The 25,542-nt window shown below is 56.6% G+C and carries 17 protein-coding genes; 4 read left to right on the top strand and 13 right to left on the bottom strand.

What is annotated here, in order from left to right:
* Nucleotide 1: 1 nt before the first annotated feature.
* On the bottom strand, nucleotides 2–1,360 hold the full coding sequence (locus SynA1825c_RS12770; protein WP_186469634.1) for a mechanosensitive ion channel family protein: 1,359 nt from the start codon (nucleotides 1,358–1,360) through the stop codon (nucleotides 2–4).
* The gene (locus tag SynA1825c_RS12765; RefSeq protein WP_186469633.1) at nucleotides 1,357–2,589 is read right to left on the bottom strand and encodes an extracellular solute-binding protein; all 1,233 of its coding nucleotides are present in this window, start codon (nucleotides 2,587–2,589) and stop codon (nucleotides 1,357–1,359) included. The genes SynA1825c_RS12770 and SynA1825c_RS12765 overlap by 4 nt, the downstream gene beginning before the upstream one ends.
* A gap of 250 nt (nucleotides 2,590–2,839) precedes the next feature.
* On the opposite strand from SynA1825c_RS12765, the gene SynA1825c_RS12760 reads away from it, so the two are divergent.
* Nucleotides 2,840–3,463: a TVP38/TMEM64 family protein gene (locus tag SynA1825c_RS12760; RefSeq protein WP_186469632.1), complete on the top strand. Its 624-nt coding sequence runs from the start codon at nucleotides 2,840–2,842 to the stop codon at nucleotides 3,461–3,463.
* Here the strand turns inward: SynA1825c_RS12760 and SynA1825c_RS12755 are convergent.
* The 4 genes from SynA1825c_RS12755 to SynA1825c_RS12740 are packed head-to-tail and all read right to left on the bottom strand — an operon-like array spanning nucleotide 3,448 to nucleotide 7,275.
* On the bottom strand, nucleotides 3,448–3,618 hold the full coding sequence (locus SynA1825c_RS12755) for a hypothetical protein (RefSeq protein ID WP_186469631.1): 171 nt from the start codon (nucleotides 3,616–3,618) through the stop codon (nucleotides 3,448–3,450). The genes SynA1825c_RS12760 and SynA1825c_RS12755 overlap by 16 nt on opposite strands.
* Entirely contained in the window at nucleotides 3,615–4,730 is a 1,116-nt protein-coding gene (locus SynA1825c_RS12750) for a TIGR00341 family protein (RefSeq protein ID WP_186469630.1), read from the bottom strand. The genes SynA1825c_RS12755 and SynA1825c_RS12750 overlap by 4 nt, the downstream gene beginning before the upstream one ends.
* A 13-nt stretch (nucleotides 4,731–4,743) precedes the next feature.
* Nucleotides 4,744–6,843: an NAD-dependent DNA ligase LigA gene (gene ligA, locus SynA1825c_RS12745; protein ID WP_186469629.1), complete on the bottom strand. Its 2,100-nt coding sequence runs from the start codon at nucleotides 6,841–6,843 to the stop codon at nucleotides 4,744–4,746.
* A 12-nt stretch (nucleotides 6,844–6,855) separates the two neighbouring features.
* Nucleotides 6,856–7,275, bottom strand: a complete 420-nt coding sequence (locus SynA1825c_RS12740) for a hypothetical protein (protein WP_186469628.1) — start codon at nucleotides 7,273–7,275, stop codon at nucleotides 6,856–6,858.
* 92 nt (nucleotides 7,276–7,367) lie between these two features.
* On the opposite strand from SynA1825c_RS12740, the gene SynA1825c_RS12735 reads away from it, so the two are divergent.
* The 3 genes from SynA1825c_RS12735 to SynA1825c_RS12725 all read left to right on the top strand — a co-directional run bounded on the left by SynA1825c_RS12735 (nucleotide 7,368) and on the right by SynA1825c_RS12725 (nucleotide 8,835).
* Nucleotides 7,368–7,916 carry a SprT family zinc-dependent metalloprotease gene (locus SynA1825c_RS12735; protein WP_186469627.1) on the top strand — a complete coding sequence of 183 codons (549 nt, stop codon included), beginning with the start codon at nucleotides 7,368–7,370 and terminating at the stop codon, nucleotides 7,914–7,916.
* A gap of 110 nt (nucleotides 7,917–8,026) precedes the next feature.
* Nucleotides 8,027–8,635 (top strand): RNA helicase, encoded by a 609-nt coding sequence (locus tag SynA1825c_RS12730; RefSeq protein WP_186469626.1) that lies wholly within the window; start codon nucleotides 8,027–8,029, stop codon nucleotides 8,633–8,635.
* A gap of 50 nt (nucleotides 8,636–8,685) precedes the next feature.
* Nucleotides 8,686–8,835, top strand: a complete 150-nt coding sequence (locus SynA1825c_RS12725; RefSeq protein WP_186469625.1) for a hypothetical protein — start codon at nucleotides 8,686–8,688, stop codon at nucleotides 8,833–8,835.
* Nucleotides 8,836–8,865: 30 nt separating this feature from the next.
* Here the strand turns inward: SynA1825c_RS12725 and SynA1825c_RS12720 are convergent, their stop codons facing one another.
* The 7 genes from SynA1825c_RS12720 to SynA1825c_RS12690 form a co-directional block, all read right to left on the bottom strand.
* The gene (locus tag SynA1825c_RS12720; protein ID WP_186469624.1) at nucleotides 8,866–9,297 is read right to left on the bottom strand and encodes a hypothetical protein; all 432 of its coding nucleotides are present in this window, start codon (nucleotides 9,295–9,297) and stop codon (nucleotides 8,866–8,868) included.
* A gap of 87 nt (nucleotides 9,298–9,384) precedes the next feature.
* Entirely contained in the window at nucleotides 9,385–9,960 is a 576-nt protein-coding gene (locus SynA1825c_RS12715; protein WP_370523246.1) for a chorismate lyase, read from the bottom strand.
* A gap of 32 nt (nucleotides 9,961–9,992) precedes the next feature.
* Nucleotides 9,993–10,730, bottom strand: a complete 738-nt coding sequence (locus SynA1825c_RS12710; protein WP_186469623.1) for a hypothetical protein — start codon at nucleotides 10,728–10,730, stop codon at nucleotides 9,993–9,995.
* Nucleotides 10,731–10,754: 24 nt separating this feature from the next.
* Entirely contained in the window at nucleotides 10,755–12,731 is a 1,977-nt protein-coding gene (gene mnmG / locus SynA1825c_RS12705) for a tRNA uridine-5-carboxymethylaminomethyl(34) synthesis enzyme MnmG (RefSeq protein WP_186469622.1), read from the bottom strand.
* A gap of 42 nt (nucleotides 12,732–12,773) precedes the next feature.
* On the bottom strand, nucleotides 12,774–19,637 hold the full coding sequence (locus tag SynA1825c_RS12700) for an S-layer family protein (protein WP_186469621.1): 6,864 nt from the start codon (nucleotides 19,635–19,637) through the stop codon (nucleotides 12,774–12,776).
* A gap of 244 nt (nucleotides 19,638–19,881) precedes the next feature.
* Complete coding sequence (locus SynA1825c_RS12695) at nucleotides 19,882–24,312, bottom strand: Ig-like domain-containing protein (protein ID WP_186469620.1); 4,431 nt, start codon at nucleotides 24,310–24,312, stop codon at nucleotides 19,882–19,884.
* Between the two features lie 170 nt (nucleotides 24,313–24,482).
* Complete coding sequence (locus SynA1825c_RS12690; protein ID WP_255478395.1) at nucleotides 24,483–25,364, bottom strand: helix-turn-helix domain-containing protein; 882 nt, start codon at nucleotides 25,362–25,364, stop codon at nucleotides 24,483–24,485.
* Nucleotides 25,365–25,542 lie beyond the last annotated feature (178 nt).

Below are 25,542 nucleotides of genomic sequence, written 5' to 3'. Positions count from 1 at the left end.
CTTAGCTCATGTCGTCTGCCAGATCTCCATCAATGTTCAGCTCTGCCTGTAGCTGGGGACGCAAGCTCTGCTGATTGCTCGGCGGCCATTCCATGGGATATACCTGACGCTGTGGGAAGGGAATGGTGATGCTCTCCTTCTCAAAGCGTTTCCAGATGGCGCGACGAAGATCGCTACCAACAGCAAAGGCATCGAGGGGATCGGCAACCCAGAACAGCATTTTGTAGTTGATCGAGGAGTCGGCAAATTCGGTGACAAAGGCCGATGCCGGTGGATAAGTCTTCACCTTTGAATGTTCTGCTGCGACTTGAAGCAGTACATCAATCACGCGATCGGGGTCGTGGTCATAGGCAGCACCGACCTCAACGCTGTCGCGGCGTGAAGTTTCAGTTGCCGTGTAGGACGCCGCCTCCTGGGTGAAAAAGTTTTGGTTGGGAATCAACAGCTCGGCGCCGTCGCGCCCACGACGCAGTTGTGTGGCGCGCAGTCCGAGTTTGCGCACGGTGCAAGGATCGCCGTTGATCATCAGGATTTCTCCTGGTCGCACGGATCCTTCAAATAGCAGCCAGATGCTGCTGATGAAGTTGGAGATGATTTCTTTGATCCCGAAGCCGATGCCCACTGACAAACCACCGGCGATGGCGATAAAAGCGTTGCCATTGATCCCGATGTAGTAGGCGACGCTGATCACACCGATGCCGATCACGCTGTACCGGAACAGCAACTCGAGGCCGCGCTGGTTCCGTTGCTTGACGCCGAACACCACACCGCTGAGCCAAGCCATCAGAGCCGCCGGTCTTGAAGCAACGGTCACGATCAGATAGATCGCAACAATGGCGGTATAAATCTTGCCCAGAGTGATCTCTACACCAAATAAATTGGCGACTCCAATTCTGGCGAGATTCTCCCTACTTCCCAGCAGGCTCAGCAAAGACAAGGTGGCACTGAACACATAAATCGGCTTGAACAGCGTGGTCTCCACTTCCCCAATTGGAAAGCGGGGGCTCACCCGCTCCACGAGCAGCTTGAGAGGTGTGAATAGGTTCCATCCCAGCCACAGAAGTCCGAAATAACGCAACAGGCCAAAAGGGACGTTTGCCAGGGCGAAACCACCTGCTGTGATCAAGATGAGGACCGGTCCAATCAGCACGCGCAGCGCTTCAGGGACCAGCTGATGAAAGCGATAGCGACTGATCGCAAGTTGCATGCTGCGGGTTCTTGCGATCACGATCACCACCAAGACCACCAGCAATTGGATCAGCACGGTCCAGCGCTGCAGGAAGGCCATCCAGCTCAGGATTTCCACCAGAATCTCGTCAGGAGAGACGGTTCCAAAGTGTGTGGGACGAACGAAATTCATGAGGCTTGCTTCAGCAGTTGGTGGATCTTTCCGGCTGCTTGTGCGGGCGATTCCGTCCCGAAGATCACGTCATTGATGATGTCTTGCAGGCCTTCGTTCAGTTCCGGATTGGCATCCAGGCTGGCCATGATTTCATCGCCAATCAGGATGCCTTCCCTGGATTTCATCAGATAAAGATCATCGGTTCCCGGGATTTGACTGTTCACGATCGCCGCTGCCACGGGGTTGACCGGGTAGCTGGTTCGGTAGCGCAGTGACCAGGTTTTCTGAGCCCAGGGTTGAACGATGAATTGCATTAGTTCTTCGCTGCTGGCGCGTTGGCGCTGGCTGGAGTTGCGACCCAAGCCCCACACCTGCAGTTTGCTGACGGGAGTGGCTTGACCGACAGGCCCAGCCGGCAACACACTCACCCCGAGTTTCTCTTTCATGGCCTCTCTGAGTTGCGGCAGCTGTGTGCTCCAGCAGCTGATCCAGTTGAGTCGGCCTTGGATCAGTTGGCGTCTTAGCGTGGGTTGATCGCGTAGGAAGATCACGTTCTGCTGAAAGCTGGTGTCCTGCAGCCAGCCAAGCCAGCGCACCAATTGACGCGTTTCTGGGGCTGTTGGTGTTTGTCCGCGCAAGGACGTCACGAGGGCTGGCCCCGCCTCGAAGCTGCCCATGCTCCAGTAGAGATCTTCGAAGTTCTGCGCGATGCCGAACACGGACTCACCGCTGCTGGCTTTGGCGAGCTCTGACAGTGAAGCCGGTGGAGTTTTCAGTTTGCTTTTGTCGTAGCAGGCCAGTTGCAGCGATTGGGACACGGGCAGACCTGTGATCTGGCCTTGGTCGTTGGTGAGTCGTTTGAGCAGTGTTGGAGCGACGGCCTGCCGCTGGTCCTTGGTAAGAGGAACGGGGTCAAGCAACCGGGCTTCGAACAGCGCGTGAATCGTGCGTGCATCGCTGATGACCAGATCGGGACCGAGTCCACTGTTGGTCTGACGACGTAGTTCTGCTTCGATTGATGATTCGGTGTAGAGCGATGGCTGAAGCTGTAGCCCTGGCACTACTTCGCGCACACTGGTCTGGAATTGGCGCAGGAGTTTGCGATCCCGTTCGCTGTCGGCCGTTGTTACGGTTTCGCTGCTTGGCAATGTCCGCGCCACCCGCAGCAGCGAGGTCGGTTGCTGACGGTTTCTGTTGCTGCATGCCGTCAGAAGAACGCCGAGGGCAAGGAGTCCGATCCGTCGCAAGGCCCGAGAAGATTTCGAATCACGGCTTCGACAACGCATGGACCAGTCGTGAGGATGCTCAGTCACTGAGCAAAGCGTTGTCGTTGTCTAGGGCACTGGCCGTGAAGTGCAACCAACTCGGCTTAGACCTGCACTCTGAGGATCGGGAGGGTTGGCTTGTGGGTTTCTGCAGAGGCAGCAGATAGCTGGTGACTGCGCACTCGGTGGTCAACCATCCGAAGTAGAAACGATCCCAAGCCGAAACGGAACCGTGTTGGATTGGCTGGGATCCAGTGAGCTCATCACTTGGTTGGAATCTCCTCTGGGGGCCGTTCTGTTCGTGCCGCTATATGCGATCTGGGTCACTCTGCTGCTGCCGGGAATCTGGGCCTCCATGCTGGCTGGAGTCTTGTACGGCACCTTGTGGGGAAGCCTGATCGTGTTTGTTGGGGCGAGTCTTGGTGCTGAAGCAGCCTTTCTGCTTGGGCGATACGGGATCAGAGACTGGTCACGGCGCCGTCTCGTTGGGTTTCCCAAATTGTTGGCGATCGAACGGGCGGTCAGCCGTGAAGGTTTCAAACTTGTGCTGCTGACGCGCCTGTCACCGGCGTTTCCTTTCTCACTACTCAACCTCGCCTATGGCCTGAGCGAGGTGAGCTTGCGCGATTACAACCTGGGTTTGATTGGCATCATCCCCGGAACGATTCTGTTTTGTGCCCTTGGTGCCTTGGCAGGGGATGTGGCCCGTTTCGGCGACGTGCTGAGTGGCGAGACGAGCCCCGCTGGATGGGCCTTGCGGGTCGTGGGGATTCTGGCCACTGTGGCTGTGGTGTGGCTTGTCGGCCGGGCGGCCCGGCGGGCCTTGGAGGCTGAATCGAATCAGCTTGAGTGCTGATCGGGATTGGGTAAGGGGGCGTCGCGGAGAGCAGCGATCAACACAAACCAAAGCAGGCGCAGCTTGGCGATCGCGCCGGGCTTGGCTGAAAGCTCTTGATATTTGGCACGGCCGCATTCCGTTTTGATCCAGGAGTGGATGGGCTGTTGAGTCATGGGATGGTGCTAGCTGCAGGGTCGTAGCGAAGGATCTGGGTGGGAATCACGCTGATATTGATTTCCACCTCATCGAGGCCATAGTCCTTGATGGCATCGCGGCGGAATTCCCTTTGAAATTCGGTCAGTTCAATTTTCCCAACAAGCTTGGTGGGAACGTTCAGCACGACTTCGATGGTGGCGCGGTTATTGACCACGCGCACATTGCTGTAGAGCATGCGAATCCGTCGCAAGCTGTTCAGATTGAGACCTGAATAAAGGCTTTCCTGAATGAGGCCGGCTTTGAAATTGGTGAATCTGCTGTTGATCTGCTGACGCACGCTGAAATCGTGCAGCGCTGAAGACAACGGAATGCAGAGCAACCCCAGCAGACCTAACCACACGAGGAGATGGCGCCAGGCTTTTTGAATGCTGCCGTAGCGCTGCACCATGAACACCACCAAGCTGGCAACAGTGATGCCGATCAGATTGGCCAGGAAGAGCAGAAAGGAACCCTCTGCCACCTGATTGGTGAGTCCAGCGACTGTGCCCCGTCCGAACACGGCGACGAGTTCGGGGCCGAGGCTGAGACCGATGCCACTCACGCAGAGGGGTGGCACTAAAGCCACTGCGATCGCAACTCCAGCGATCGAGTTCGACAACTTGTCTCGAGTGATCGTGAAGGAACCGGCGATGGCGGCCGCCACCGCAATCATGAGATCGATCAGGTTGGGTGCCGTCCGAGCCGTCATCTCACGGTTCACTTCGCTGGCGCCGAGCACCATCGCCAACAGCCATGACGTGAACACCACGGTGGCGACGCCGATGACAACCGTGATCGCCGATCGCTTCACCAAGCGGTTATCGGCAATCGAAAGTCCAAAGGCGAGGCTAAGGATCGGGTCCATCAGAGGGGCCACGATCATGGCGCCGATCACTACTGCGGTGCTGTTAGAGATCAGTCCAAGGGTGGCGATTTCCGCTGAGCAGATCAGCAACACAAAAAAGCCAAGGGAAGGCTTCGAGGAGGCGATCCGTGCTGCGTAGAGCTCTTTTGGTGGGACCCGGTTGTCCAGGTTTAGCTTCCACTCGCCGGTGACGTTGTTGAGGGCACGCCTGAGCAGGGCGCTCATGAGGTGAATCTGGCTATCGCGATTGTGGCGCGTTCACCAAATCCTGCAGCGCCGTTTCGTCCAGAATTGTCACTCCCAGGCTCTCCGCTTTGGCCAGCTTGCTCCCGGCTTCGTCACCAGCAACGACGTAGCTGGTTTTTTTGCTCACGGATCCACTGACCTTGCCACCCGCGGCTTCGATCAGCTGCTTGGCCTGAGAGCGGGTGAGGTTCGGCAAGGTCCCTGTGAGCACGAAGGTGCTGCCGCTCAACGGTCGATCGCTGGTCTTGGCTTCCACAAGGTTGAGTTCTTCAGCGTTGAGGGCCAGGCTGAAGCCGCAGTCGCGCAAACCGTCCAGCAAGCGGAGGTTGGAGGGGTTGGCAAACCATTGCTGAAGGCTTTGCGCAATTTCAGCGCCGATGCCGAACACCTCGGTGATGGACTCCGGCGCGTTGCAGGCAGCGGTTTGCAGAGCACTCGCATCCGGAAAGCTGGTGGCCAGAGCCTTGGCATTCACCTCACCGATGTGATGAATTCCGAGTCCGTAGAGCTGACGGGCCCAGCCCTGTTGACGGGAGGCCTCCAGGGCGACGATCAGATTTTCTGCGCTCTTTTCACCCATGCGTTCGAGGCTGCTGAGCAGCGCCGCGTCGAGTCGGTAGAGGTCGGCAATCGATTGCACCAAGCCGCGATCGACCAATTGTTCGATCAACTTCCCCCCCAGTCCATCCACATCCAGGGCGCCTTTGCTCACCCAATGGCGTAAGGCTCCGCGGAGGATCGCCGGGCAGCTGCTATTGATGCAGCGAGTGGCGGCCTCACCGCGCTCGCGCACCAGTTCTGAGCCGCAGCTGGGGCATTGGTGTGGCAGTTCCAGTCTCTGCGCGTCGGCAGGCCGGAGTTCAGGCAGCACCCGCAGCACTTCGGGAATGATTTCCCCCGCCTTGCGCACCACGATGGTGTCGCCGCTGTGCAGATCCAGTTCCGCCAGTCGGTCGGCGTTGTGCAACGTGGCACGACTGACGCTGGTGCCGGCTAGCGCTACCGGTTCAAATTCGGCCACGGGTGTAATCACGCCCGTGCGTCCCACCTGACAGGTGAGTCGTAGCAATTTGCTGGGTGCTTCCTCGGCTGGGTATTTGAGAGCGATGGCCCAGCGGGGTGCTTTCTGGGTGAAGCCGGCCGCATCCTGCAGGCGCAGGTCGTTCAGTTTCACCACCACGCCATCGGTGGCGTAATTGAGGTTATGGCGGCGGTTGTCCCAATCGGTGAAGAAGGTTTCCACCGCCTGGAGATCCGGCAGGAGCGCTGCGTTGGGATTGACGCGGAAGCCAGCGTCGCGAAGCCAGGTGAGGCACTCCCACTGACCCTTCGGTCGTTCCCCCTGCCAGTCATCGGGGAGATGCAAGGTGTAGGCGAAGAAATCGAGGCGTCGCGCGGCGACTACTTTGGGGTCGAGTTGTCGCAGGGTTCCCGCACAGGCGTTGCGTGGATTGGCGAACAACGCCTCATCCCTGGCAGCTCGCTCTGCGTTGATGGCTGCAAAGGTGCTGTCCGGGATCAAGGCCTCGCCGCGCACTTCCACCCAGGCCGGCGGTTCGTCAAGGTGCAGCTTGAGCGGAATCGACGTGATCGTGCGCACGTTGGAGGTGATGTCTTCCCCCTGTTCGCCATCGCCTCGCGTGGTTCCTCTGACGAGGACGCCGTTTTCGTAGCTCAGGGCTAAGGCGTTGCCGTCGATTTTCAGTTCACCGACCATCGCCAGGGCCGCTGGCGTCATGCCTGCTGCGGGCTCGCGATCGAGCACTTTGAGAAGACGCCCGTACCAATGGCGCAGCTCGTCGGTGCTGAAGGCGTTGTCGAGGCTGAAGAGGGGAATGCGATGGGCGATGCTGCTGAATCCCTCTGCCGGAGCCGCACCCACGCGCTGGGTCGGACTCTCGGCAAGGATCAGCTCAGGGTGGGCTGTCTCCAGCTCCAGCAGCTCGCGGTAGAGGCGGTCATAGACCGCGTCTTCCATCTCCGGTGCATCCAGCACGTAATACGCGTGGGCTGCGTTGGTCAGCAAACGCCTGAGCTCGGCGGCGCGTTGGTCATCGTCGGGCGAGGCAGGTGGCGGAGCTGATGCGTTCACAAGTCAGCAGTTTCAGCTCTGGACAGTGGCGATTCGCTCGATCTTCCAGTTGTCTTCGACCTTGGTGAAGGTGAAGTCGAGAGGCATTTCCTCTTTGTTTTCCGCGATCAGCTTCACGGTGAGGATCATGCTGCCTTCCTGGAGGCGAGGACGTCCGGATTTGAGGTTGCTGAAGCGGTTGAGCTTCAGGCCAGCCAGATAGCGGATGAACTGCTGGCGATTCACATGCTGCCGGTAGTTTTTGGTGGTGAGCAGGTAGGCAGCGTCAACGCGGCCTGCCGCCACCTGCGTGAAGAACTGTTTGATCAGCGGATTGATGCCGCGAGCGCTGAGCACCAGCTTCACGGCCGTGATCGTCCAATACAGGAGCAGGGCGCCACCACCGGCCAGCAGTGCCTTGCTTCCAATCTCTCGTACCAGACCCAGATCCATCAGCCGCTTCCAAGTGAGTGCTGAGTCTGACTGACGGACTGCGGGATGGAGGCAGACTGGGCCGACGTTTTTGTGCAAGGCCTGCGCCAGCCATGCCGCTTGAGCCCCTGCTGCCTTTGTTCCATCGCCTGAACCGAGAGCATTTTGAGGGGTCGCTCACCAGCGGACATCAGCCTTTGTTGGCTGTGCGCTGGAGTGATGGACGCCTACGGAGGACAGCGGGTTTCTATCGCCGAGGGCCCGCGATCGCCCCACCCTTTGGCAGGGAGATTGTTCTCTCGAAGCCATTGCTGGATCCATTGCCCCGGGAAGCCACAGAAAGCACGCTGTGCCACGAAATGATTCATGCCTGGGTGGATCTGGTGCTCCAACGTGACGAGGGGCATGGTCCTCATTTCAGAGAGCGGATGGCAGCGATCAACGCATCGCAGTCGCGTTTTGAAGTGAGCGTGCGCCACCGCTTTCCAGTGCCGCAGAGCCCCCCGCGTTGGGTGGCTGTCTGCCCCTCATGCGGCAAGCGGACGCCCTATCGCCGCCGGATGCGACAGGCGGCATGCCGCACCTGTTGCAATCAGCACCATGGGGGTCGATGGCATGCCAGTTGTCTGCTTCGCTACGAGCCGGCACCGGAGCAGAGCTGAGCCCGATGGAGGTTTTTTTCTGGGTGCTGGAGTTGGGTGGAGTCTCGATCGTTTTGATCGGCCTGCAACGGGAGCGTTGGCTGCAGCACAGGCGTCGGTAACGTCGGTCCATGGATTCACGTCGACCACGCTCACAGCGCAGTCCTGATCCCTTCGATCGACGCTTGGATCGATGGCTGGACACGGGCCGCCAGCTTGTTGATGGCGTGTCTGGGGCTCGCCCTGGACGACGCAGTGTCGATCGTTTTGATGGAGCCTCTCGATTGGATGCGGTGGGTCGCTGGGTGGGTGACCGCATCGATTGGTTGTTGGACGAAGACGACGACTGGCGGGAACCGCCCGAACCTTCCTCGCGCTGGGACAGCCCACGGCCGCCATCGCGCCCATCTGTGTCGGCCAGGTCGGCGTCTTCCAGTCGAATGGAGCGGCCCGTGGCTGATGGCCGCAAGCGTCCTCTCGAGGCCCTTTCGCGACGGCAGCCTGTGCTCCCACCACCGCCAGCAGTGGAGCCTGCACCAAGGATGGAGCCCGATCCCGTTGATCCAGTCCCGGTCGAGGCGGATGATGCCTGGCCGGACGATGACAGTTTCCGCGTGGATCGCTGGAAGCGCTCGGGGCGCGGACCATCGGGTCCAGCGTCGGCTGACCCTGCGTCTCCGGCTTCGCCACGCACCACTGCCCGGCGACCGTTGCCGCGCTCCAGCCGTCGCCGCGACTGATCGGCTGTTGGCTCAACTCGGCTGTCTGCAACACCCCCCACTACAGGTTGGTGGGGGGATCCCCCACGGTGGAAGAGGCCCAGGAGGTGCGCCCTCACGCACCCCACCCCCGGCTGATCCAGATGAAGCTCAGTCATCGGGATGAAGAGACGCTCAAACAGCAGCTAAAGCGGGTGCGCAAGCAGGCAGAAGACCTGTGATTGGGCTGATAGTGCTTGTGCTGATCCCTCTCAGTGCCTGCTGCTGAGCGGCCGGTTCACCTGGTAGCGGCAACCGCGGCGGCTCAGTTGACGGTTGACGTCCTCCACCAGCTCCTGTGGCAGCTCCTCCGCCATCTGATCAGCGGTCGTAGTGATGGACGGAGACCCATGGTCCATCGCCTCCAACAAGTCGACCCACTGCCCCACGTGCTCGGCGCGAGGCACAGGCTGATAGCCACGCCTCTCTAGTGCCAGTGCGCAGACGTCGGCATTCCAGAGGAAGCTGCGCCCGTAGCTGTGGGGTGTGCGCTGTTCGACCGCGCCGGCCAAAAGGGCTGCGGGTGTCGGTTGGCCGTGCCGGTCTCTCCAGCCTTCCTGCTCGAGAGTGCGTCCGCATTGGATTGAAGAGATGCCGAAACGGCGGCCCAAATCGTGGAGGGTCACCCAGGTGGAGTTCGCCATAGAACCGTTGCCGATGCGATCATGATTGCTAGAGCACAACACCCCGCAAGCTGTCAAGTGCGAATCCGCATCAAATGCTGGTTTTCTTCATGACGCTGCATGAAGCGGCCGTCTCGGCGCTTCCCCCAGCCAGCGCTCTAGCGCCGGACTGAACACCTCGCGGATCACGGTGAGTTCGCGGCCTTGGCGGAAAAAGCGGTAGTGGCGGCTCCAGAACGGTCCGCGTTCCCCGAAGCCTTCCTCCAGCCAGGGATCGTTCACAAGCGCTAATCCATCCACTTCTCGAAACAGTTCTGAGCGGCCCTGGGTGAGGCTCAGCCAGATGGGCTGTTCTTTGTTGCGCAGATTCTGTTCGGCTTCGGCTTGATTCCACCAGCTTTCGGCCCAGGCCAGGGTGGTGCCGCCGCAGTCCAACCAGACCTGACGGCGCAGCAGCGGTGGGTTCAGTTCCTGCACTTCCATGGGTCGTGCGCCACCGATCGTTGCGTCGCTTGTGTTGTCTGCAGCCATGGCCACGAGGCGCACCTGCACGCTGTGCCCGGTGAGCAGGCGCAGGTGACGCGTCGGGCTGCCATCCCCGAGCAGCATCAATCGCCACGGTCCCGGCAGCCATCCCGGTTCTTCTCCTGCCAGCACCGAGGCCGTGGGTGCTTCCCAGAGGATGGTTGGTGATGGCGTCAGCGTGCTCGAACGGCTCAGAAGGCACCTCCAATACTCAGGGAACGTTGGGATCCCTCGCGTTCCATCACAACGCCATTGGCATTAACGCTGCGCAGGGTCCAGCCACTGTTGCCAATGGGTTCGCCGGGGAAGGACGAGACCGAGAGGTCTCCAAGTTGAAAAATGGCTGATCCGCCGCCATTGCCACTGTGGACGACGCCGACGAGTAGTGGTTCTGTGGCGATGGGCGCTGGCTCGGTTGTCGATGGCGCGAGTGCAGCCACTGGAATGGGGAGCGTAATGGGCTCCAACTGAGCCCGTGGCGTACCGGGCAGGGGAGTGATGGTGAGGCTGCTCTGGGCGTGTTCAGGATCGACGTCAGCGTCGCTGGTCGAAGCGTCAGGGAGCTTCCCGACGCTTGGCTGGCTAGCGATGGTGCTGGCGTCTGTTGTTGTGGATGGCGGCTGTTGCAATCGCTCGATCAGAGCAAGGTTGCGGTCGCGTTCCAGAACCTGTTGGCTGTGTCGCCAGTTCAGCGTGAGGCTTGCGCTTCCCAGCACGGCCACCACGCCAACCGCTGCTAAGCACACCTGCGGCCATGTCAAGGATCTGATCTGGCTCGTTGGGGTGCGGGCTGTTGGTGCTGAAGCCGTTGGCTCCACCTGCACTTGCACGGCTTCGAGCGTTAGGTCCTCATCGGTGAAGACGCGATCCATTACCTGTTCCGCACGCAGGTTCCAGTAGGCGTTTGAAGTGGAGAGGCGAGGTGGCACCAGAGCCTGTTCAGTCGCCCAACGCTATCGAGCGTTGGCGTTGGAAGCGAGGGCCGCTGCGGAAGGATCGCGCCGTTGCTGCAACTCCAGCCACATCAGCAGAGCAGTGAGGTCCGCCTGGCTGACACCAGGGATCTGGCTGGCTTGGCCAAGAGTGAGTGGGCGGACGGCCGCCAGCTTTTCCCTGGCTTCCCGCGAGAGGGTGCCAATGCTTGCGTAGGCAATCTCCGCAGGCAGCTTGCGCTGACCTTGACGTTTCACCTGGTCGATCTGTTGCTGTTGGCGGGCCAGATAACCGCTGTATTTGATGTCGATTTCAGCGCCTTCGCGCACCGGTAGCGGCAGGTCCCCATCAGCCAAGCCATGGCGTACCAGGTCGGCGGCGTGCATGCCTGGTCTGCGCAAGAGGTCGGCCAGGGTGATGGAGCCTTTGATGGGGGCCCCGGTCTCCTCCTCCACAGCGGGGGCGGCGGGATCGCTCACCTTCAGTCGCTGCTGTTCCAGCCGCCGTTTTTCCTGGTCCATGGCCTTGAGCTTCTGCTCAAACAATTGCCAGCGACGGTCATCAATCAGTCCGAGTTCCCGGCCCAGGGGGGTGAGGCGACGGTCAGCGTTGTCGCCGCGCAGCACGAGCCGGTATTCACTACGACTGGTGAGCACCCGATAGGGCTCGCGCAGATCTTTGCTCACCAGGTCGTCGATCATGGTCCCGATGTAGCTGCCTTCTCGAGGGAAGTGCACCGCCTCTTCAGCGCGGATGCGCCTTGCGGCATTCAGTCCAGCCACCAATCCCTGGGCCGCGGCTTCCTCGTAGCCCGTGGTGCCGTTCAGCTGACCAGCGCTGAATAGCCCTTGCACGCGTTTGGTTTCCAGCGATGGCAGCAGTTGTGTGGCCGGCAGATAGTCGTAATCCACGGAGTAGGCCGGCCGCAGCATCACAGCTTGTTCCAGGCCAGGCAGGCTGCGCAGCAGTTGCAACTGGATCGGTTCGGGCAGGCCGGTGGAGAAGCCCTGCACGTAGATCTCCGGCGTGTCGCGCCCTTCGGGCTCCAGGAAGATTTGGTGGCTGTCCTTGTCGGCAAAGCGCACGATCTTGTCTTCGATCGAGGGGCAGTAGCGCGGCCCCTTGCTGTCAATCACGCCGCCATAGATCGCGGTGAGATGCAGGTTGTCTTTGATCAGTTGATGGGTTGCTGCTGTGGTGCGGGTGATGTGGCAGCTCATCTGTTCGCCGCTGCTCCAGGCGGCGGGGTCAAACGAGAAGAACCGGTCTGCCGCGTCGCTGGGTTGCTCCTCCAATTGATCGAGGGTGATGCTGCGCCGATCCACCCGCGCTGGGGTGCCGGTTTTCAGTCGGTCGGTGTGGAACCCGAGCTGATGCAGGGCTTCCGTAAGCCCTTCGGCGGCCTGCTCGCCGGCCCGTCCTGCCGCCATCGACTGGTGGCCCACCCAGATGCGCCCACCGAGGAAGGTGCCGGCGGTGAGCACGACGGCTTTGGCTCCGTAAAGGCTGCCGAAATAGGTGCGCACGCCGGTGATGCTTGCGGCTGGACCTTGGCTTGGGTCCCAGGAGGTTCCACCGCCACTGGGATCCCCTTCGATCTCCAGCCCTGTGACCATCGCCTCGCGCAGTGCCAGGTTGGGGGTGTGCTGCAGCAGCTGCAACATCTGGCGTGAATACTGCCGCTTATCGGTCTGTGCACGCAGGGCCCAGACCGCAGGGCCGCGGCTGGCATTGAGGATTCGTTTCTGGATGGCGGTGGCGTCGGCGAGGCGCCCGATCACGCCGCCAAGGGCATCGACCTCATGCACCAGTTGGCTTTTGGCGGGGCCGCCCACAGCTGGATTGCAGGGCTGCCAGGCGATGCGATCCAGGTTGAGTGTGAATAGTGCGGTGTTCATCCCCAGGCGAGCACTGGTGATGGCGGCTTCACAGCCCGCGTGGCCGCCACCGACGACGATCACGTCGAAAACTTCCGTGGGGGCTGTGGAGGCGGTCATGCCTTCATTCTCCAATGCCACAGGTTTGTTTGTCGAAAGCTCTCAGATCATTTCCACTAACATGGTGATGTCATTGAAGTCCCAGTCTGAATTTTGAGATGAAAGAGTATCTTCATAGCCAAAGAAATTACTACCTAAGTTTTTAACGTGGATTTGATTGTCGGCTGCGCTTGTGGCCCCAAAGGTGAAGAGATCGTTAGTGTTTTGATTAATAAAAACAGGTGCATAAAATCCTTCCTCACCTTGATTGATGTTCCATTCGACTTGGCGTGTGCTTAGACCATTGATCAAGAGCTCAGATCCGTCGGGGTTGACCAGGTTGTCGCGAATCGCTTGATCAAAAGATTCCCCGGCTGTCGAGGCAACTCCATTGACTGAAAATTCATTGTTTTCATTGCTTATGATTTTCACGAGGCCTACCTTGTTGACATCAGCGCAATTACTTTGAATGGTGATCCTTAGTTTTGCTGTTGGAGTGTTGATCTCAGAAAGGTTCAGGATTGAGTCGTAAATATTTTTTTGTTCTGAAGCGAGTATGGCAGCAGTTGGATTTTTTGCGCTTTGAGAGGTGGTGATTTTGATTGATAGATCATCGTGGTCATTGTCTCCTTCTTTGCTGTCATCAAGGTTAAGAATAAAATCATTAATTGATGAGTTAATTCGAAGACTTGGTGATTTATCAAGTTTCGAGTCATGACTCAACTGATGAAAGAACAACTCTCTTCCACCACTAAGAAAGAATTCTTGTTTTCCCATGTTTGTGGAGTTGCGAGTGGCCCCGATGGATCCGATGGCTTCTTCTTGATCGTTAATGATTTGTAGGCTGTTGTGTAAATCAGCATTGGCCTGCAGAACTTCAAGTTGAACCCAAAGTCCAGTGTCGCCAGTTGTCCGCAAACCTTCGTCATCACTGTTCATCACTAATTGACTTGGTTGCGGATTGGAATGATCAACATTCTTGATTGTGATGGTCGCTGCTTCGTTGCCGGAATAACCGCCTGCCTCATTGGCAGTTGCAGTGAGGTTGTAGGTGGTATCGCCATCTGTGAACCTGTCGTTGATGCCCGTCACGGTGACGGTCTGTGGCACGTTCCAGTTAGAGGGTGTGAATCTGAGTATGTTTTTGTTGAGACGTCCTTCCGTTGAATCCAGCCCAGAGATCAGCACGTCAACATCAGCACTGGGTTGTCGATTGAGGACAACGCTGAAGGAGGAAGAGGTTCCTTCTTCGGTTGTGATGAGTTGGCCAGCACGATTGATGATTCCACTGGCAACAATGGTTAGACCGTAGGTTTGACTTTCAGTGGACTTATTGCTGGTGTTTGATCCTGTAGTGCTGGCGTCATTTGCACCGGTGATGTTGATCTGAAAGGTCTTGGCCGTTGACTGACTGCCATCACTGACGTAGATCTCAAAAGAATCAGAAACGCTTTCTCCTGCATTAAGTGCCTCAATGACCGAGCTATTCGGTGAGTATTGATAAGCCCCAGTTGTGCTGTTTAGTGCCAAAGTGCCATAAGTTCCTGACGCTGTGGACCCGCTCGCTCCACTGATGCCATAGGTCAGTACAGCGGAAGCATCAGCATCAGTTGCTGACAGTTGACCGGAAATGTTGCTTGTCTGCAGGGAGGAAGAATTGGTTTGATCGCTAATTGTTCCGGTTGTGATGCTTGACAATAAAGGCGTATCATTAATCCCGGTGACTTCGATTGCGATGACTCCGCTGTCATCATTCGTGAGGTCAGTTAGGGTATAGGTAAATCGATCCATTTCTTTGTCGCCTGCATCAAGAGCATCAGCCAAGCTTGCTGTGTAGCGAAAAGATCCATTGGAATTGACAATCAAGACGCCGTAAGTTCCCTGTAACTCTGTGCTGAGACTGCTCGATTCCAGGCGTCTTGCTTGAAAATTGCTTGTTGAAGCTCCTGCGATGACCCCTTTGACGAAAAGCTGATCACCATCAATATCAGTATCGTTTTTTAAGATGCCTAGAAAGTCAGCAAATTGTTTGGAGCTGTCTTCGTCGACATCGACTGAGTCGTCAATTGCGTTTGGGGCGTCGTTAACACCACTAATTGTGATCGTTATCTCACCGGTGTCGAATCCTTCGTCAGTTGTTTGATTGTCTGTGATTGTGTACGTAAAAGTTTCGGTTGCTGTTTCTCCCTCCAGGAGTTTATAACTAGCAGTTTCTTGTGCTGTATAACTGTATGTCCCATCCGAAGCGATGGTCATCTGACCGTAGGACCCTGTCAGGGTATTCCCAGCAAGAAATTCAGGGTTTGATGATTGTTCACTGCCTATGCGAAAAGATTTGATCGTTAGCGAGTGACTTTCTGGGTCCGTATCATTGACCAAAAGGTTGTCTGCTGTGCTGGTCGAGACTGTTGATCCCCCATCCACACTGGCTGAATCGTTGACTGCTAAAGGTGCATCATTGCGCCCACCTACAATGATGCTTGATTGAATGCTGGTTGAATTGCTATCTCCATCATTAACTAGCCAATCAATGGTTCTTGTTCCGATGACTGGATTGGCGTTGTTGGTGTTTGTATAAGTGACAGTTTGTAGTGCACTTATGTAATTAGTCTTGGTTGTTGTGCCGCTGAGAGTTAATATTCCCGTGCTGGAATTCCAGTTGCCCGTGATTCCATAGGCATCGCTGAATGCCAGCTGATCTTCCGTGCTGACGTATGTGCCATTGCTGATTGAGACTGTTGCGCTTTCAATATTCTCGTCGTCGACATCGCGGATATCAAGGCTTCCGTCAATGACAATGACATTGCCTTGACCCTCAATATACTTCTTAGTTTTGATTGCATCAACAAGAAATGGAATGTCATTAATGCCTGCGATTGTAATTGTAAGTTCGGCTTGATCTGTATCTTCGCTGTCACTCAGTGTGTAGCTGAACGTGTCTGTCCCTGTTTCACCAGCGTTGAGTGCATCTGCGCTGGTCTTGTTGGCTGTATATGTATAAGATCCATTGGTTTGGAGTGTGAGCTGGCCATAGATGCCATCGAGTGCAGTATTAAACTGGCCGATTCTTGGTGAATCTGTATCACTTAAACCAGCGTGAAAATTGCTAATCGAAAGAGTGTCATTCACATCTTCATCAGAGTCGTTTGCGATCAGGCCTTCGACCTCTGTCTTGCTTAGTGCTTCGTTTTCGTTGAGCGAACCGCTGTCGTCCTCTGCGACCGGGGTACTGTTCACATTTTGTACGTAGATAGTGATTGTCGCTGTTGATGTTCCACCTGTTGAAGATGCTTTGATTTGCAACTCATGACGATCGCTTGTTGTGTAATTCAGTGTTTTATTTGTCGCGAGATAAATTTTTCCCGTTTCTGAATCAATGGTAAAGAGCTTTGTGTCGTTTCCATCGAGAATGGAATAGCTGATGGGATCATCATCCTGATCGGTGTCATTGCTTGTATTGCTATCTGCTAGATCGATGAGTTCACTGCCATCGGCAACGGTCTCAAGGACGTAGATGTTTTGATTTGAGAGTGCAGGAGGATTGTCGTTGTCGTCGTTTTTGACTGTTGTTGTTGCGGATTCGGTTCCTGCGTACCCACCGGTATTGGATGCCGTGGCAGTGAGAGTGGTGGTGATATCGCCGTCAATGAGCCCATCGTCGACACCGGCGATGGTGACGGTTTGAGGTGTATTCCAATCGGAGGTTGTGAAGGTGAGAGTGTTTGAAGAGCTGAGGGTGGAGCCGCTCAGTGAGTTTTCACTGGTGTCGTTGCCTGTAATGGCGACGGTGACAGTGTCTGTGGGCTGGGCATCGAGGACGACGGTGAATGTGGCGGTGGAGCCGGCTTCTGTGGTGACGAGGGGAGTGCTGGCCTGGGCAATGGTGATGCCGGCAACCTCGTCGTCAGAGTTCTTGATGGTGGTGGAGGCGGATTCAGTGCCTGCGTAACCGCCGGTGTTGGAAGCGGTGGCGGTAATTGTGGTTGTGATATCGCCATCGACGAAACTGTCGTCGACACCGGTGACCGTGATGGTCTGGGCTGTGTCCCAGTTGGCGGTTGTGAAGGTGAGAGTGTTTGAAATGCTGAGGGTGGAGCCGCTCAGTGAGTTTTCAGTGGCGTCGATGCCTGTGATGGAGACGGTGACGGTGTCTGTGGGCTGAGCATCGAGAACGACTGTGAATGTGGATGTGATGCCGGCCTCTGAAGTGAGCAGATCAGCGCCTTCTTTGTTGGCGCCTTGGGTGATGGTGACGCCGTTGCTGCCATCGTCGGTGTCGTCGTCGGTGGTTTGGAGCGTTGCTGTGGCCGTTTCAGTGCCTGCGTAACTGCCGGTGTTGGAAGCGGTGGCGGTGATTGTGGTGGTGATATCGCCATCGACGAGGCTGTCGTCAACGCCGGTGACGGTGATGGTCTGGGGTGTGTCCCAGTTGGCGGTGGTGAAGGTGAGCGATGAGGCGCTGAGCTCATGCTCTGTGCTGTCGTCGCCGGAAATGGCGACGGTGACGGTGTCTGTGGGCTGGGCGTCGAGGACGACGGTGAATGAAGCAGTGGTGCCGGTTTCTGAGGTGACGAGCGGCGTGATTCCCTGAGCGATGGTGATGCCGGCGGTGTCGTCGTCGCTGGTTTGGAGCGTTGCTATAGCCGTTTCAGTGCCTGCGTACCCGCCGGTGTTGGACGCGGTGGCGGTGATTGTGGTGGTGATATCGCCATCGACGAGGCTGTCGTCAACGCCGGTGACGGTGATGGTCTGGGGTGTGTCCCAGTTGGCGGTGGTGAAGGTGAGCGATGAGGCGCTGAGCTCATGCTCTGTGCTGTCGTCGCCGGAAATGGCGACGGTGACGGTGTCTGTGGGCTGGGCGTCGAGGACGACGGTGAAAGAGGCGGACGTGCCTCCTTCTGTAGTGACCAGGGGAGTGCTGGTCTGAGCAATGGTGATTCCAGAACTGTCAAAGATCCGAACTTGGCCGGAATTTCTTGCGTTGTTGTCATTGTTATGGGCCCCAACAGCGACTCTTGTTCCACCTCCATTCAGACTTAATCCGTGCCATCTTGCGGCAAGGTCGTTTGTGTTTTGACCATTAATGTCTGATCCAATCTGGATCCAAGTGTCTGATTGAAGCTCATAAAGTCTGGCTTGGCCAACATTATTTTTATCAGAGTTATAAAATCCCGATCCTATCGCTAACCGAGATCCGTCATCAGAAATGCTGACCTTTGTTCCTGCTTTTTCCCCGGCTTGATTGCCAACTAGTGTCTGTCCAATTTGTGCGTAAGAAGAGCCATTTCTTTTATAGACCTGAGCGTAGCCTTCGTTGGATGATGTGTTGCCCCCGGTATCGTGATTTCTTGCTCCTACGGCAAGATAAGTACCGTCTGATGAGAGCGCAACCGAATAGCCGAGGTTGTCAGTACGTTTTTCACCTTTGATTTCTGTTATCTCATTCCATTGGTTGTCGATTAATTCGTATACATTAACGGCGCCTGAATTGCTGGCGTTGGTTGCGTCAGCTCCAAATGAGCCCACTGCGATGATGCTGCCATCATCGGATATATCAACCGCGTATCCATATCGGTCATTGTTTTTTGTTCCAGAGAGCGTTGTGCCAATTTGCGCCCATTGGTTATTGCTAAATTGGTAGATCTGGGCTCTGCCTGTCTGCATTTTGGATGAGCCCAAAATGACGTAGTTTCCATCTCCAGAGAGAGCAACATTTTCGATGCGTCCTTTCTCGACAGGCCCTGCGATGCCGCCGGTTTGTAGCTCACTCCAATCTCCATTAGTAAAGCTGTAAACATTGACTCTCCCGGTCTTTGTTCCATTCGCTGTGTTGGCAAACAATGCAGCAACAGCAAGCTTTGTTCCATCATTTGAAAGGCTGACCGAGTATCCGAATTGTTCTTCGGCGCTAGCACCCTCGATTTCGCTGCCTAATTGTTGCCAGCTGCCATTTACGTCTTGATAGACGGTGACACTGCCTTCGTTTGTTTGCGTAAAGCTGCTGTTGACGTCGTCAAAAGGTGCTCCAACCGCAAGGATTGTTCCATCTTGTGAAAGACTGACTGCGTACCCGGCTTTTGCAGAAATTGAGGAGCCATTAATCTCATTGCCAACTTGTATCCATTCGAGTGAGTTATTTTGTTGTGAAAACTCTACGTCAATTTGTTCGTTGTTAACGGTAATGTGCCCAAGATCCTTGAGTTCAAGGTAATGGTTTGGATCCTCGATGTTGCCGCTTTCAGTCAGTAAATCTGCAAAATATAGACCCTCATCTCCAGGCGTGTCTGTGGTGTGAATCAGTGCATCAAGGTGGTGGCCATACTCTTCGGTGAGAACCTTGATAGTGTCAGTTTCGCTGGCGGCCTTGACCCAGTCATGGTTGAGGTAGATGGTTTGCTCTGATGCTGCATAAGCTCCAGCGGCACCCACCATGGAGGCTTGCTGAAGGAATTCAATCGGGGGAATGTCGCTGGAGAGACCTTGGCTCAGGCGCTCCACGATTCCGGTAAGAAGTTCTGGGGGGTTGTTGGAGTCGAGGTGCAGCGCTGTGTTGGCTGCCGTCAGAAGCTCACCCTCTGACGCCCACTCCTGCAGCTGGGGATGCCAAAGCTGCTGCAGTGATTCTGTGGTGATCCGCGGTTCTGCTGTCGCATGATCGAGCTCTTCTGCTGAACAGTCAGTGGTCTGTGCTTCGTTGGAATCGAGTGAGTTGAGGTTTGTCGAAGTGCTTGGTGTTGGAGACGTGCTGTCGTTGTTGATGTCGCTGGTCGTGCGCCTGTTGTTTTGTTGGGTGACCGAATCCGACAACGACGCGTCTACAGCTTCGATGGGTGTGGATTTTGCTGCAGGGGCTATCTGTGCGCTGATGCTTTCAGCGGCTGCATGGGTCGCCTGTTCGCCAGGTTCTGACATCACGTCTTGCTTCAACTCAGGCGAAACGACCTGACTTGGTGTGTGATCCAGTCATTGCTGATCACGTGCATTCACGGGTCAACTCAGACATTTCTCATTCTATTCTTAGAGAAAAGAAAACGTGTGGCAACAAGGGTCTGAGCCTGTTAGTACGCGACCGCCGCTGCTTGATCAGCTTCAGGTTCGGGCTCTGTTGGAGAGGGTGTTTAGCAGTGGTTCCCAGCCTTGTTCTGAACAGTGGCGAGCAAAAAAGCTACATTCAAGTGATTAACTCCACATTCACGGTCATGTCGTTGAAGTCCCAGTCGCTCTGATTGGAGTCGTGGGTGTCCTCGTAGCCGAAGAAGTTTCTGCCCAGCGTTCTAACTTGTGTCCAGCTTTCCGAAGCGCTTGAAAACCCTGCTGTGAACAGTTGATTGGTGGTTTGGTTGATGAAAACGGGTGCGTAAAAGCCTTGATCGCTTTGGTTAAGTGTCAAGCTCGCTGTTTGTGTTCCTGACCCGCTTGTTACAAGCTTGCCTTGGTCTGGGTGAATAAGTTCGTCTTCAATCGCGGTTCGAAAGGCCTCTTTTGATTGGCTTGAAATGCCATTCACGATGATTTCGTTGTCGTTGAAATCGTCTATTTTGATCAGTGCGAATTGGTTGGTGTCATCGCATTCGCTGTTGATGGAAAGTTTGATCTGCGAATTGTCTTTAATCTCTGTAAAGTTTAAGATAGTGTCTTCGACATTCTTTTGTTGAGATGCCAGTAATGCCGCTACGGGTCTTGAAGCTTCCTGGGAGCTGGTAATGCGTAATTGCAGGTCGTCACTGTCCTCGTCGATGCTTGGATTGTCATTTAGTCTTGCACTGATTGAGTCGCTTTCCTGAAAAAAATTAATCTCCGGGAATTCAGAAAAGGTGTTTTGGTTCTGGTGGCTATGGAATGAAAAAGTGGTTCCTCCCCTGGCGTAAAACTCATGCCAGCCAAGATTGGTCGACCACTTTGTAGCTCCAACGCTTCCTAGAGTGTTGCCTTTGTTATCAGTGACTTCAAGCACGTTATGGTGTTCTGTTACTGCTCCTGTCGCTTCGAGTTGAATCCAAAGACCTTCTCCTTCAGTGACTTGAAGTTGTTTCCTATTAGACGCGACGATGAGTTGGCTGCCGGAAAGAGGCGGTCTTGATGGGAGATCGACACTTTCACTTTCTTGTGGTGAAGAGGCAAAAGCGGCTGAAGATCCTGATGATTGATTGCGCGTATCGATTGAGAAGTTGACGGAGTTGTCGGCATCGGCCCCATCGTTGTTGGTGTTGCCGGCGGCATCAGAAAATTTCGAACTGGCAACTGAGATCACACCATCGGTGGTGCTGTCAGATGTGGGTGTAAAGGTTGCGGTGTAAACGGTGCTGGAGACAGCAGTCCAATTGGAGAGGGATCCACCGGAAACGGCGACATCGGATTCGACGAAATCTGTGGCAGCTTCTGAGAGGGTGAAGGTGAGTGTTGATGTATCACCAGAACTCAGGGAGTTATCAGCATCGTCATCGGTGACGGCAATGGTGGGCGCCGTGAGGTCCGTCAGCCGGAAGACGCGCACATGCCCAGCACTCGATCCGTTGTCGTCGTTAAAAATGGAGCCGATGGCAACGGTGCTGCCATCGCGCGATAGGGAGATCTGGCCTCCGCTGTAGTCATCGGCCGCTTCTCCATCGATGTCGCTGCCGATGTGATTCCAGGCCGTGCCATCCCACTGGTAGATGCGGGTGTGGCCAGAATTCGTGCCGTTGGCAGCGTTTTGCGGTGCCCCGATGGCGACAACGTTGCCATCACCGGAAAGGGAAACCTTGGCGCCACTGCGGTCGCCAGCGCTCTCTCCATCAATGTCGTTGCCGCGCTTGACCCAAGCGGTGCCATCCCAGGAGTAAATGCGGGTGTGGCCTGAGTCGCTGCCGTTGCCGTCGTTGTACTTACCGCCGATGGCGACAACGTTGCCGTCGGTGGAGAGGGAAACGGAGAGGCCGCTCTGATCGCCCCCGCTTTCGCCATTGATATCACTGCCGCGTTGCACCCAGGTGCTGCCATCCCAGGTGTAGATGCGCGTGTGGCCCGACTTGTTGCCGCCACCGCTGTTTTGTTGCGCGCCAATCGCCAGCGTGTTGCCATCGCTTGAGAGCGAGACTGAGCAGCCACTGAGGTCTTGGGCAGACTCTCCATCGATGTCACTGCCGCGTTGCACCCAAGCCGTGCCATTCCAGGCGTAGACGCGGGTTTGGCCGGCGTTTTCGCCGGAAGCGTTGTCGTTGTATTTGGCACCGATGGCAACAACGCTGCCATCGCTCGATAGGGAGACAGCACCACCGCTGTTGTCATTCGAAGCTTCACCATTGATGTCGCCGCCGCGCTGCACCCAGGCGCTGCCATCCCAGGCGTAGATGCGGGTGTGGCCTGATTCATTGCCATTGCCATTGTTACTAATGGCCCCAATCGCAACGACGGACCCATCGTCCGAAATGGAGACGGCACTGCCTGAGTAGTCCGTATTCCACTCTCCATTGATGTCGTCGCCGCGTTGATCCCAGCGCCTGGTTCCTGAATTCCACGCATAGATACGCGTGCGGCCTCGTCTGTTGCCACCGCCGTCGTTGTAGTGCGCACCGATGGCCAGAATGGTTCCATCGCTGGAGAGAGCAACGGAACCGCTTTCATCACCAGCGGCTTCGCCATCGATGTCGTTGCCGAGCCGGGTGAATGGTGGCGCTGAGACCGTGTCGACGGTGAGGGTGACGGAGTTATTGCTATCGGTCCCGTCTTGGTTGGTGTTGCCAGCTGCATCAGCGAAGACGCCGGAGGCAATGGAGATCACCTCATTGGTGTCGCTGCTGGTGTCTGGTGTGAAGGTGGCGGAATAGGAGCTGCCGGAACCGGAGAAGTTGGAGAGGCTGCCACCGGTTATGGAGACATCGGCCTCAACGAAATCCGTGGATGATTCCGAGAGAGTGAAGGTCAGGGTGGCCGTTTCTCCGGAGCTCAGGGATGAGACATCGGATGTGACGGCAATGGTTGGCCTGACGGTGTCGACGGAGAGGGTGACGGAATTGTTGGCATCCGAGCCATCAGCATTGGTGGCGCCGCTTGAATTGGAGAAGACTCCAGATCCAACAGAAATGACACCGTCTGTTGTGCTGTCTGCTGTTGGCGTGAATGTTGCGGAATAGGAGGTGCCGGATCCGGAGAAGTTGGAGAGGGTGCCACCAGAAACGGTGACATCGTCAACAGTGAAATCGGTGGAGGCTTCTGAGAGGGTGAATGTGAGGGTGGCCGTCTCTCCGGCGCTCAGCGATGAGACATCGGCTGTCAGGGCGATGATGGGAGCAAGGGTCCAGTTGCTGGGGATGTAGACGTTGGTTTGCTGCTGGTCGTCGAACCCCACCAGAGTGAGGGTCTGATCGCCCGTGAACGTCGAGGCCGAAGTCAGCTTCAGCACATCTTGGTAGTAGAGGCGGATGTAGCCGTCGGTGCCGTAGCTAAGCCGGAACTCACCACCCTTAAGGGTCCCCTCATTGCCGGGTTGGGTGCTGTTGTCCGTCCAACCAACCAGGGCATGCTTGGTGCCAGTGCCACCAATCCATCCGCCGAAGCTGACGTAGCGGAGGTCCCAAGGGGAGGTCTCGGCGAAGTTGTAACCCGCTGTGCCGAGTGAGTTGGTCCCTAAGTTGTCGAGAATTGATTGGCCCTCAGCACTGAGAATGCCAACCGTGGGCGGAATCCCCCCGTAGCTATACGTCAACTCCTGACCCTGTGAAAGCAGGGTGTTGTATTGAATCAGTGCGTCTTCAGTGAGTTGGATTTGGTTTGGCTGTATGAGGTTGCCACCAAATCCGGTGAACCCTGTGAAACTGAATTCCGCTTTAATCCACGTTCCTTCGACAAAAATTAGACCCGTCGAAACGTGTCGATCGTTTGTATCAATCTCTGCGGTTTGTTGGGTGAGATGGTTTGAGAAGGTCAGGCCCTCGTCGCCTGGTGTATCTCTCTTGTTAATGATGTGATCTAAGTGGTGGCCAAACTCTTCTGTTAGGACACTGATTGTTTGCTTGTTTGTTCCTCTGCTGAGCCAGCTTTTATTGAGATAGATCGTGCCAGTACTCTCGGCGTAGGCGCCAGCGGCGCCCGACATGGCGGCTTGCTGAAGTAGCTCAATCGGGGGAATATCGCTGGTTTCGCCCGCTGCCAGATTGGCAATCAGGGTTTTGAGCTGTTCTGGGGGGTGGTTGGAGTCGAGATGTAGCGCCGTGCTGGCTGCCGTCAGAAGCTCGCCCTCTGACGCCCATTCCTGCAGCTGCGGATGCCAAAGCTGCTGCAATGACTCTGGGGTGATCGGCGGTTCAGCTGGCGTGGGGCTGGGCTCTGCTGCAGTGGAGTCAGTGGGCTGTGCTGCGTTCGAATTGAGCGGGTTGAGCTCCGTTGCGTCGCTCGATGCTGGAGACGTGCTCTCGGTTCTCTCGTTGCCGGCGTCGCTGGTCAGGCTGGTTGGTTCACTGCCGGTCTCAGGTGCGCTGGTGCTGATGGCGCTGCTCTGTTCGGACACCGACGTGGACACCGAAGCGCCTGCTGCTTCAATCGGTGTGGCTTCAGCGGCAGCAGCTGTCTGTGCGCTGAAGCTTGCTGCAGGTGCGTTGCTTGCTTGTTCACTGAGCTCAGACATCGCGCCCTGCCTCAAGCCAGGCGAAACGATCCGCCTTGATGCGTCACCCAGTGATTGGTGATCACGCGCATGCGCGGAACATCTCAGGAAACTCTCATCCACTTTTGGGAAGGGTGAACCTTTCTCCAAGGGGGGTCTGAGCCTGTTCGTACGCGCTTGTTGTCGGCTGATCAGCTTGTGGCTTGCAGTCCGTTGGTGAGCGTCTCCTGCGGTTGCTCCCCGTACTGCTCTTGATAGTGACGGGCGAAGTGGCTGCGGCTGGTGAAGCCCATCGATGCTGCGCTGTCGCCAACACCGGTCAGGCCTTGGCTCGCTCGGCGGGCCGGGTCTAGCAGCAGTTGCCTGACGCGATCCATGCGGATCGAGCGTTGCAGTTCCAGGGGTGTGCGTTCGAAATGTTCCCTGGATCCCCGGAACAACGACGTACGCGATTGGAACAGCTCGGCGCTGAGTTCGTCAGCGGTGACGATTGCCGTCGGGCGCCTGGCGCACCAATGCAGCAGGTCGATGGCGGCTTCATGGCGTGCTTCACGCTTGGCCACCAGTGAGGTGCGTGCCTTGGGCTGTTCAAAACAGCGAATTACGGTGTCCAGCAGCTGGTCGGGTTCTTCGGGGGTCCACCGCTGCTCACCCCGTGCAATTCGGTTGTTGAGCTGATCCCGCAAAGTCTGCTGAAGTTCAGGCTGTAGTTCCAGTTGATTGGTGCTCTCCCAGCGTTCCAGGGTGCGCTCGCTGCCTCCCCGTCGGTCCAGCTGCTCCATCAGGATTTCTTTGCCAATCACGATGGTGGCCAGCCGGGCACCAGCTGGGATCCTCAGGTCGAAGTCGGTGAGGTGGCGGTTGTATCCCATCAAGGCTGGCCATGCCACGGGAATGCCTTGCGCCCGATAGGGCGATGACGCCTTGGGCTCCTCCAGAGGGATGGCCACAGTGCATGGTTTCGGCCGCCGGGTTCCGCTGAGAAAAAGGCTTTGATTGGTTTCCAGCAGATTGAAGCGAATCGCGCCGAGGTGAAAGATGCGCAGTCGGCCCTGGAGCGGCCCGCGGCTCATCTGCAGCGCTACAAGATCAGGTGAGAGTGGACTGAAGAGCTCCTGCAGGCCTTGGCAGCTGGAAAATGTGCTGTCGAACTGAATCACCGACGGGCCGAAGTCGTACTGGAACTGTTGCTGTTCGTGCGCCCGATCGTTCGCGATGGTGAGCCGATGCGTACGCGATTGTGTTCATTCC

Source organism: Synechococcus sp. A18-25c (assembly GCF_014280035.1).
Taxonomy (GTDB): Bacteria; Cyanobacteriota; Cyanobacteriia; order PCC-6307; family Cyanobiaceae; genus Synechococcus_C.
The sequence above is the reverse complement of the archived record's forward strand: the minus strand, read 5'-3'. Positions and strand labels throughout refer to the sequence as shown.

Bases quoted from the DNA above. Each gene is read 5' to 3' on its own strand.
- SynA1825c_RS12730 (WP_186469626.1), top strand. From the start codon at position 8,027: ATGGATTCACGTCGACCACGCTCACAGCGCAGTCCTGATCCCTTCGAT.
- SynA1825c_RS12755 (WP_186469631.1), bottom strand. From the start codon at position 3,618: ATGACTCAACAGCCCATCCACTCCTGGATCAAAACGGAATGCGGCCGT.
- SynA1825c_RS12695 (WP_186469620.1), bottom strand. From the start codon at position 24,312: ATGTCTGAGCTCAGTGAACAAGCAAGCAACGCACCTGCAGCAAGCTTC.
- SynA1825c_RS12740 (WP_186469628.1), bottom strand. From the start codon at position 7,275: ATGGATCTGGGTCTGGTACGAGAGATTGGAAGCAAGGCACTGCTGGCC.
- SynA1825c_RS12720 (WP_186469624.1), bottom strand. From the start codon at position 9,297: ATGGCGAACTCCACCTGGGTGACCCTCCACGATTTGGGCCGCCGTTTC.
- SynA1825c_RS12770 (WP_186469634.1), bottom strand. From the start codon at position 1,360: ATGAATTTCGTTCGTCCCACACACTTTGGAACCGTCTCTCCTGACGAG.
- SynA1825c_RS12735 (WP_186469627.1), top strand. From the start codon at position 7,368: ATGCCGCTTGAGCCCCTGCTGCCTTTGTTCCATCGCCTGAACCGAGAG.
- SynA1825c_RS12690 (WP_255478395.1), bottom strand. From the start codon at position 25,364: ATGAGCCGCGGGCCGCTCCAGGGCCGACTGCGCATCTTTCACCTCGGC.
- mnmG (WP_186469622.1), bottom strand. From the start codon at position 12,731: ATGACCGCCTCCACAGCCCCCACGGAAGTTTTCGACGTGATCGTCGTC.
- SynA1825c_RS12750 (WP_186469630.1), bottom strand. From the start codon at position 4,730: ATGAGCGCCCTGCTCAGGCGTGCCCTCAACAACGTCACCGGCGAGTGG.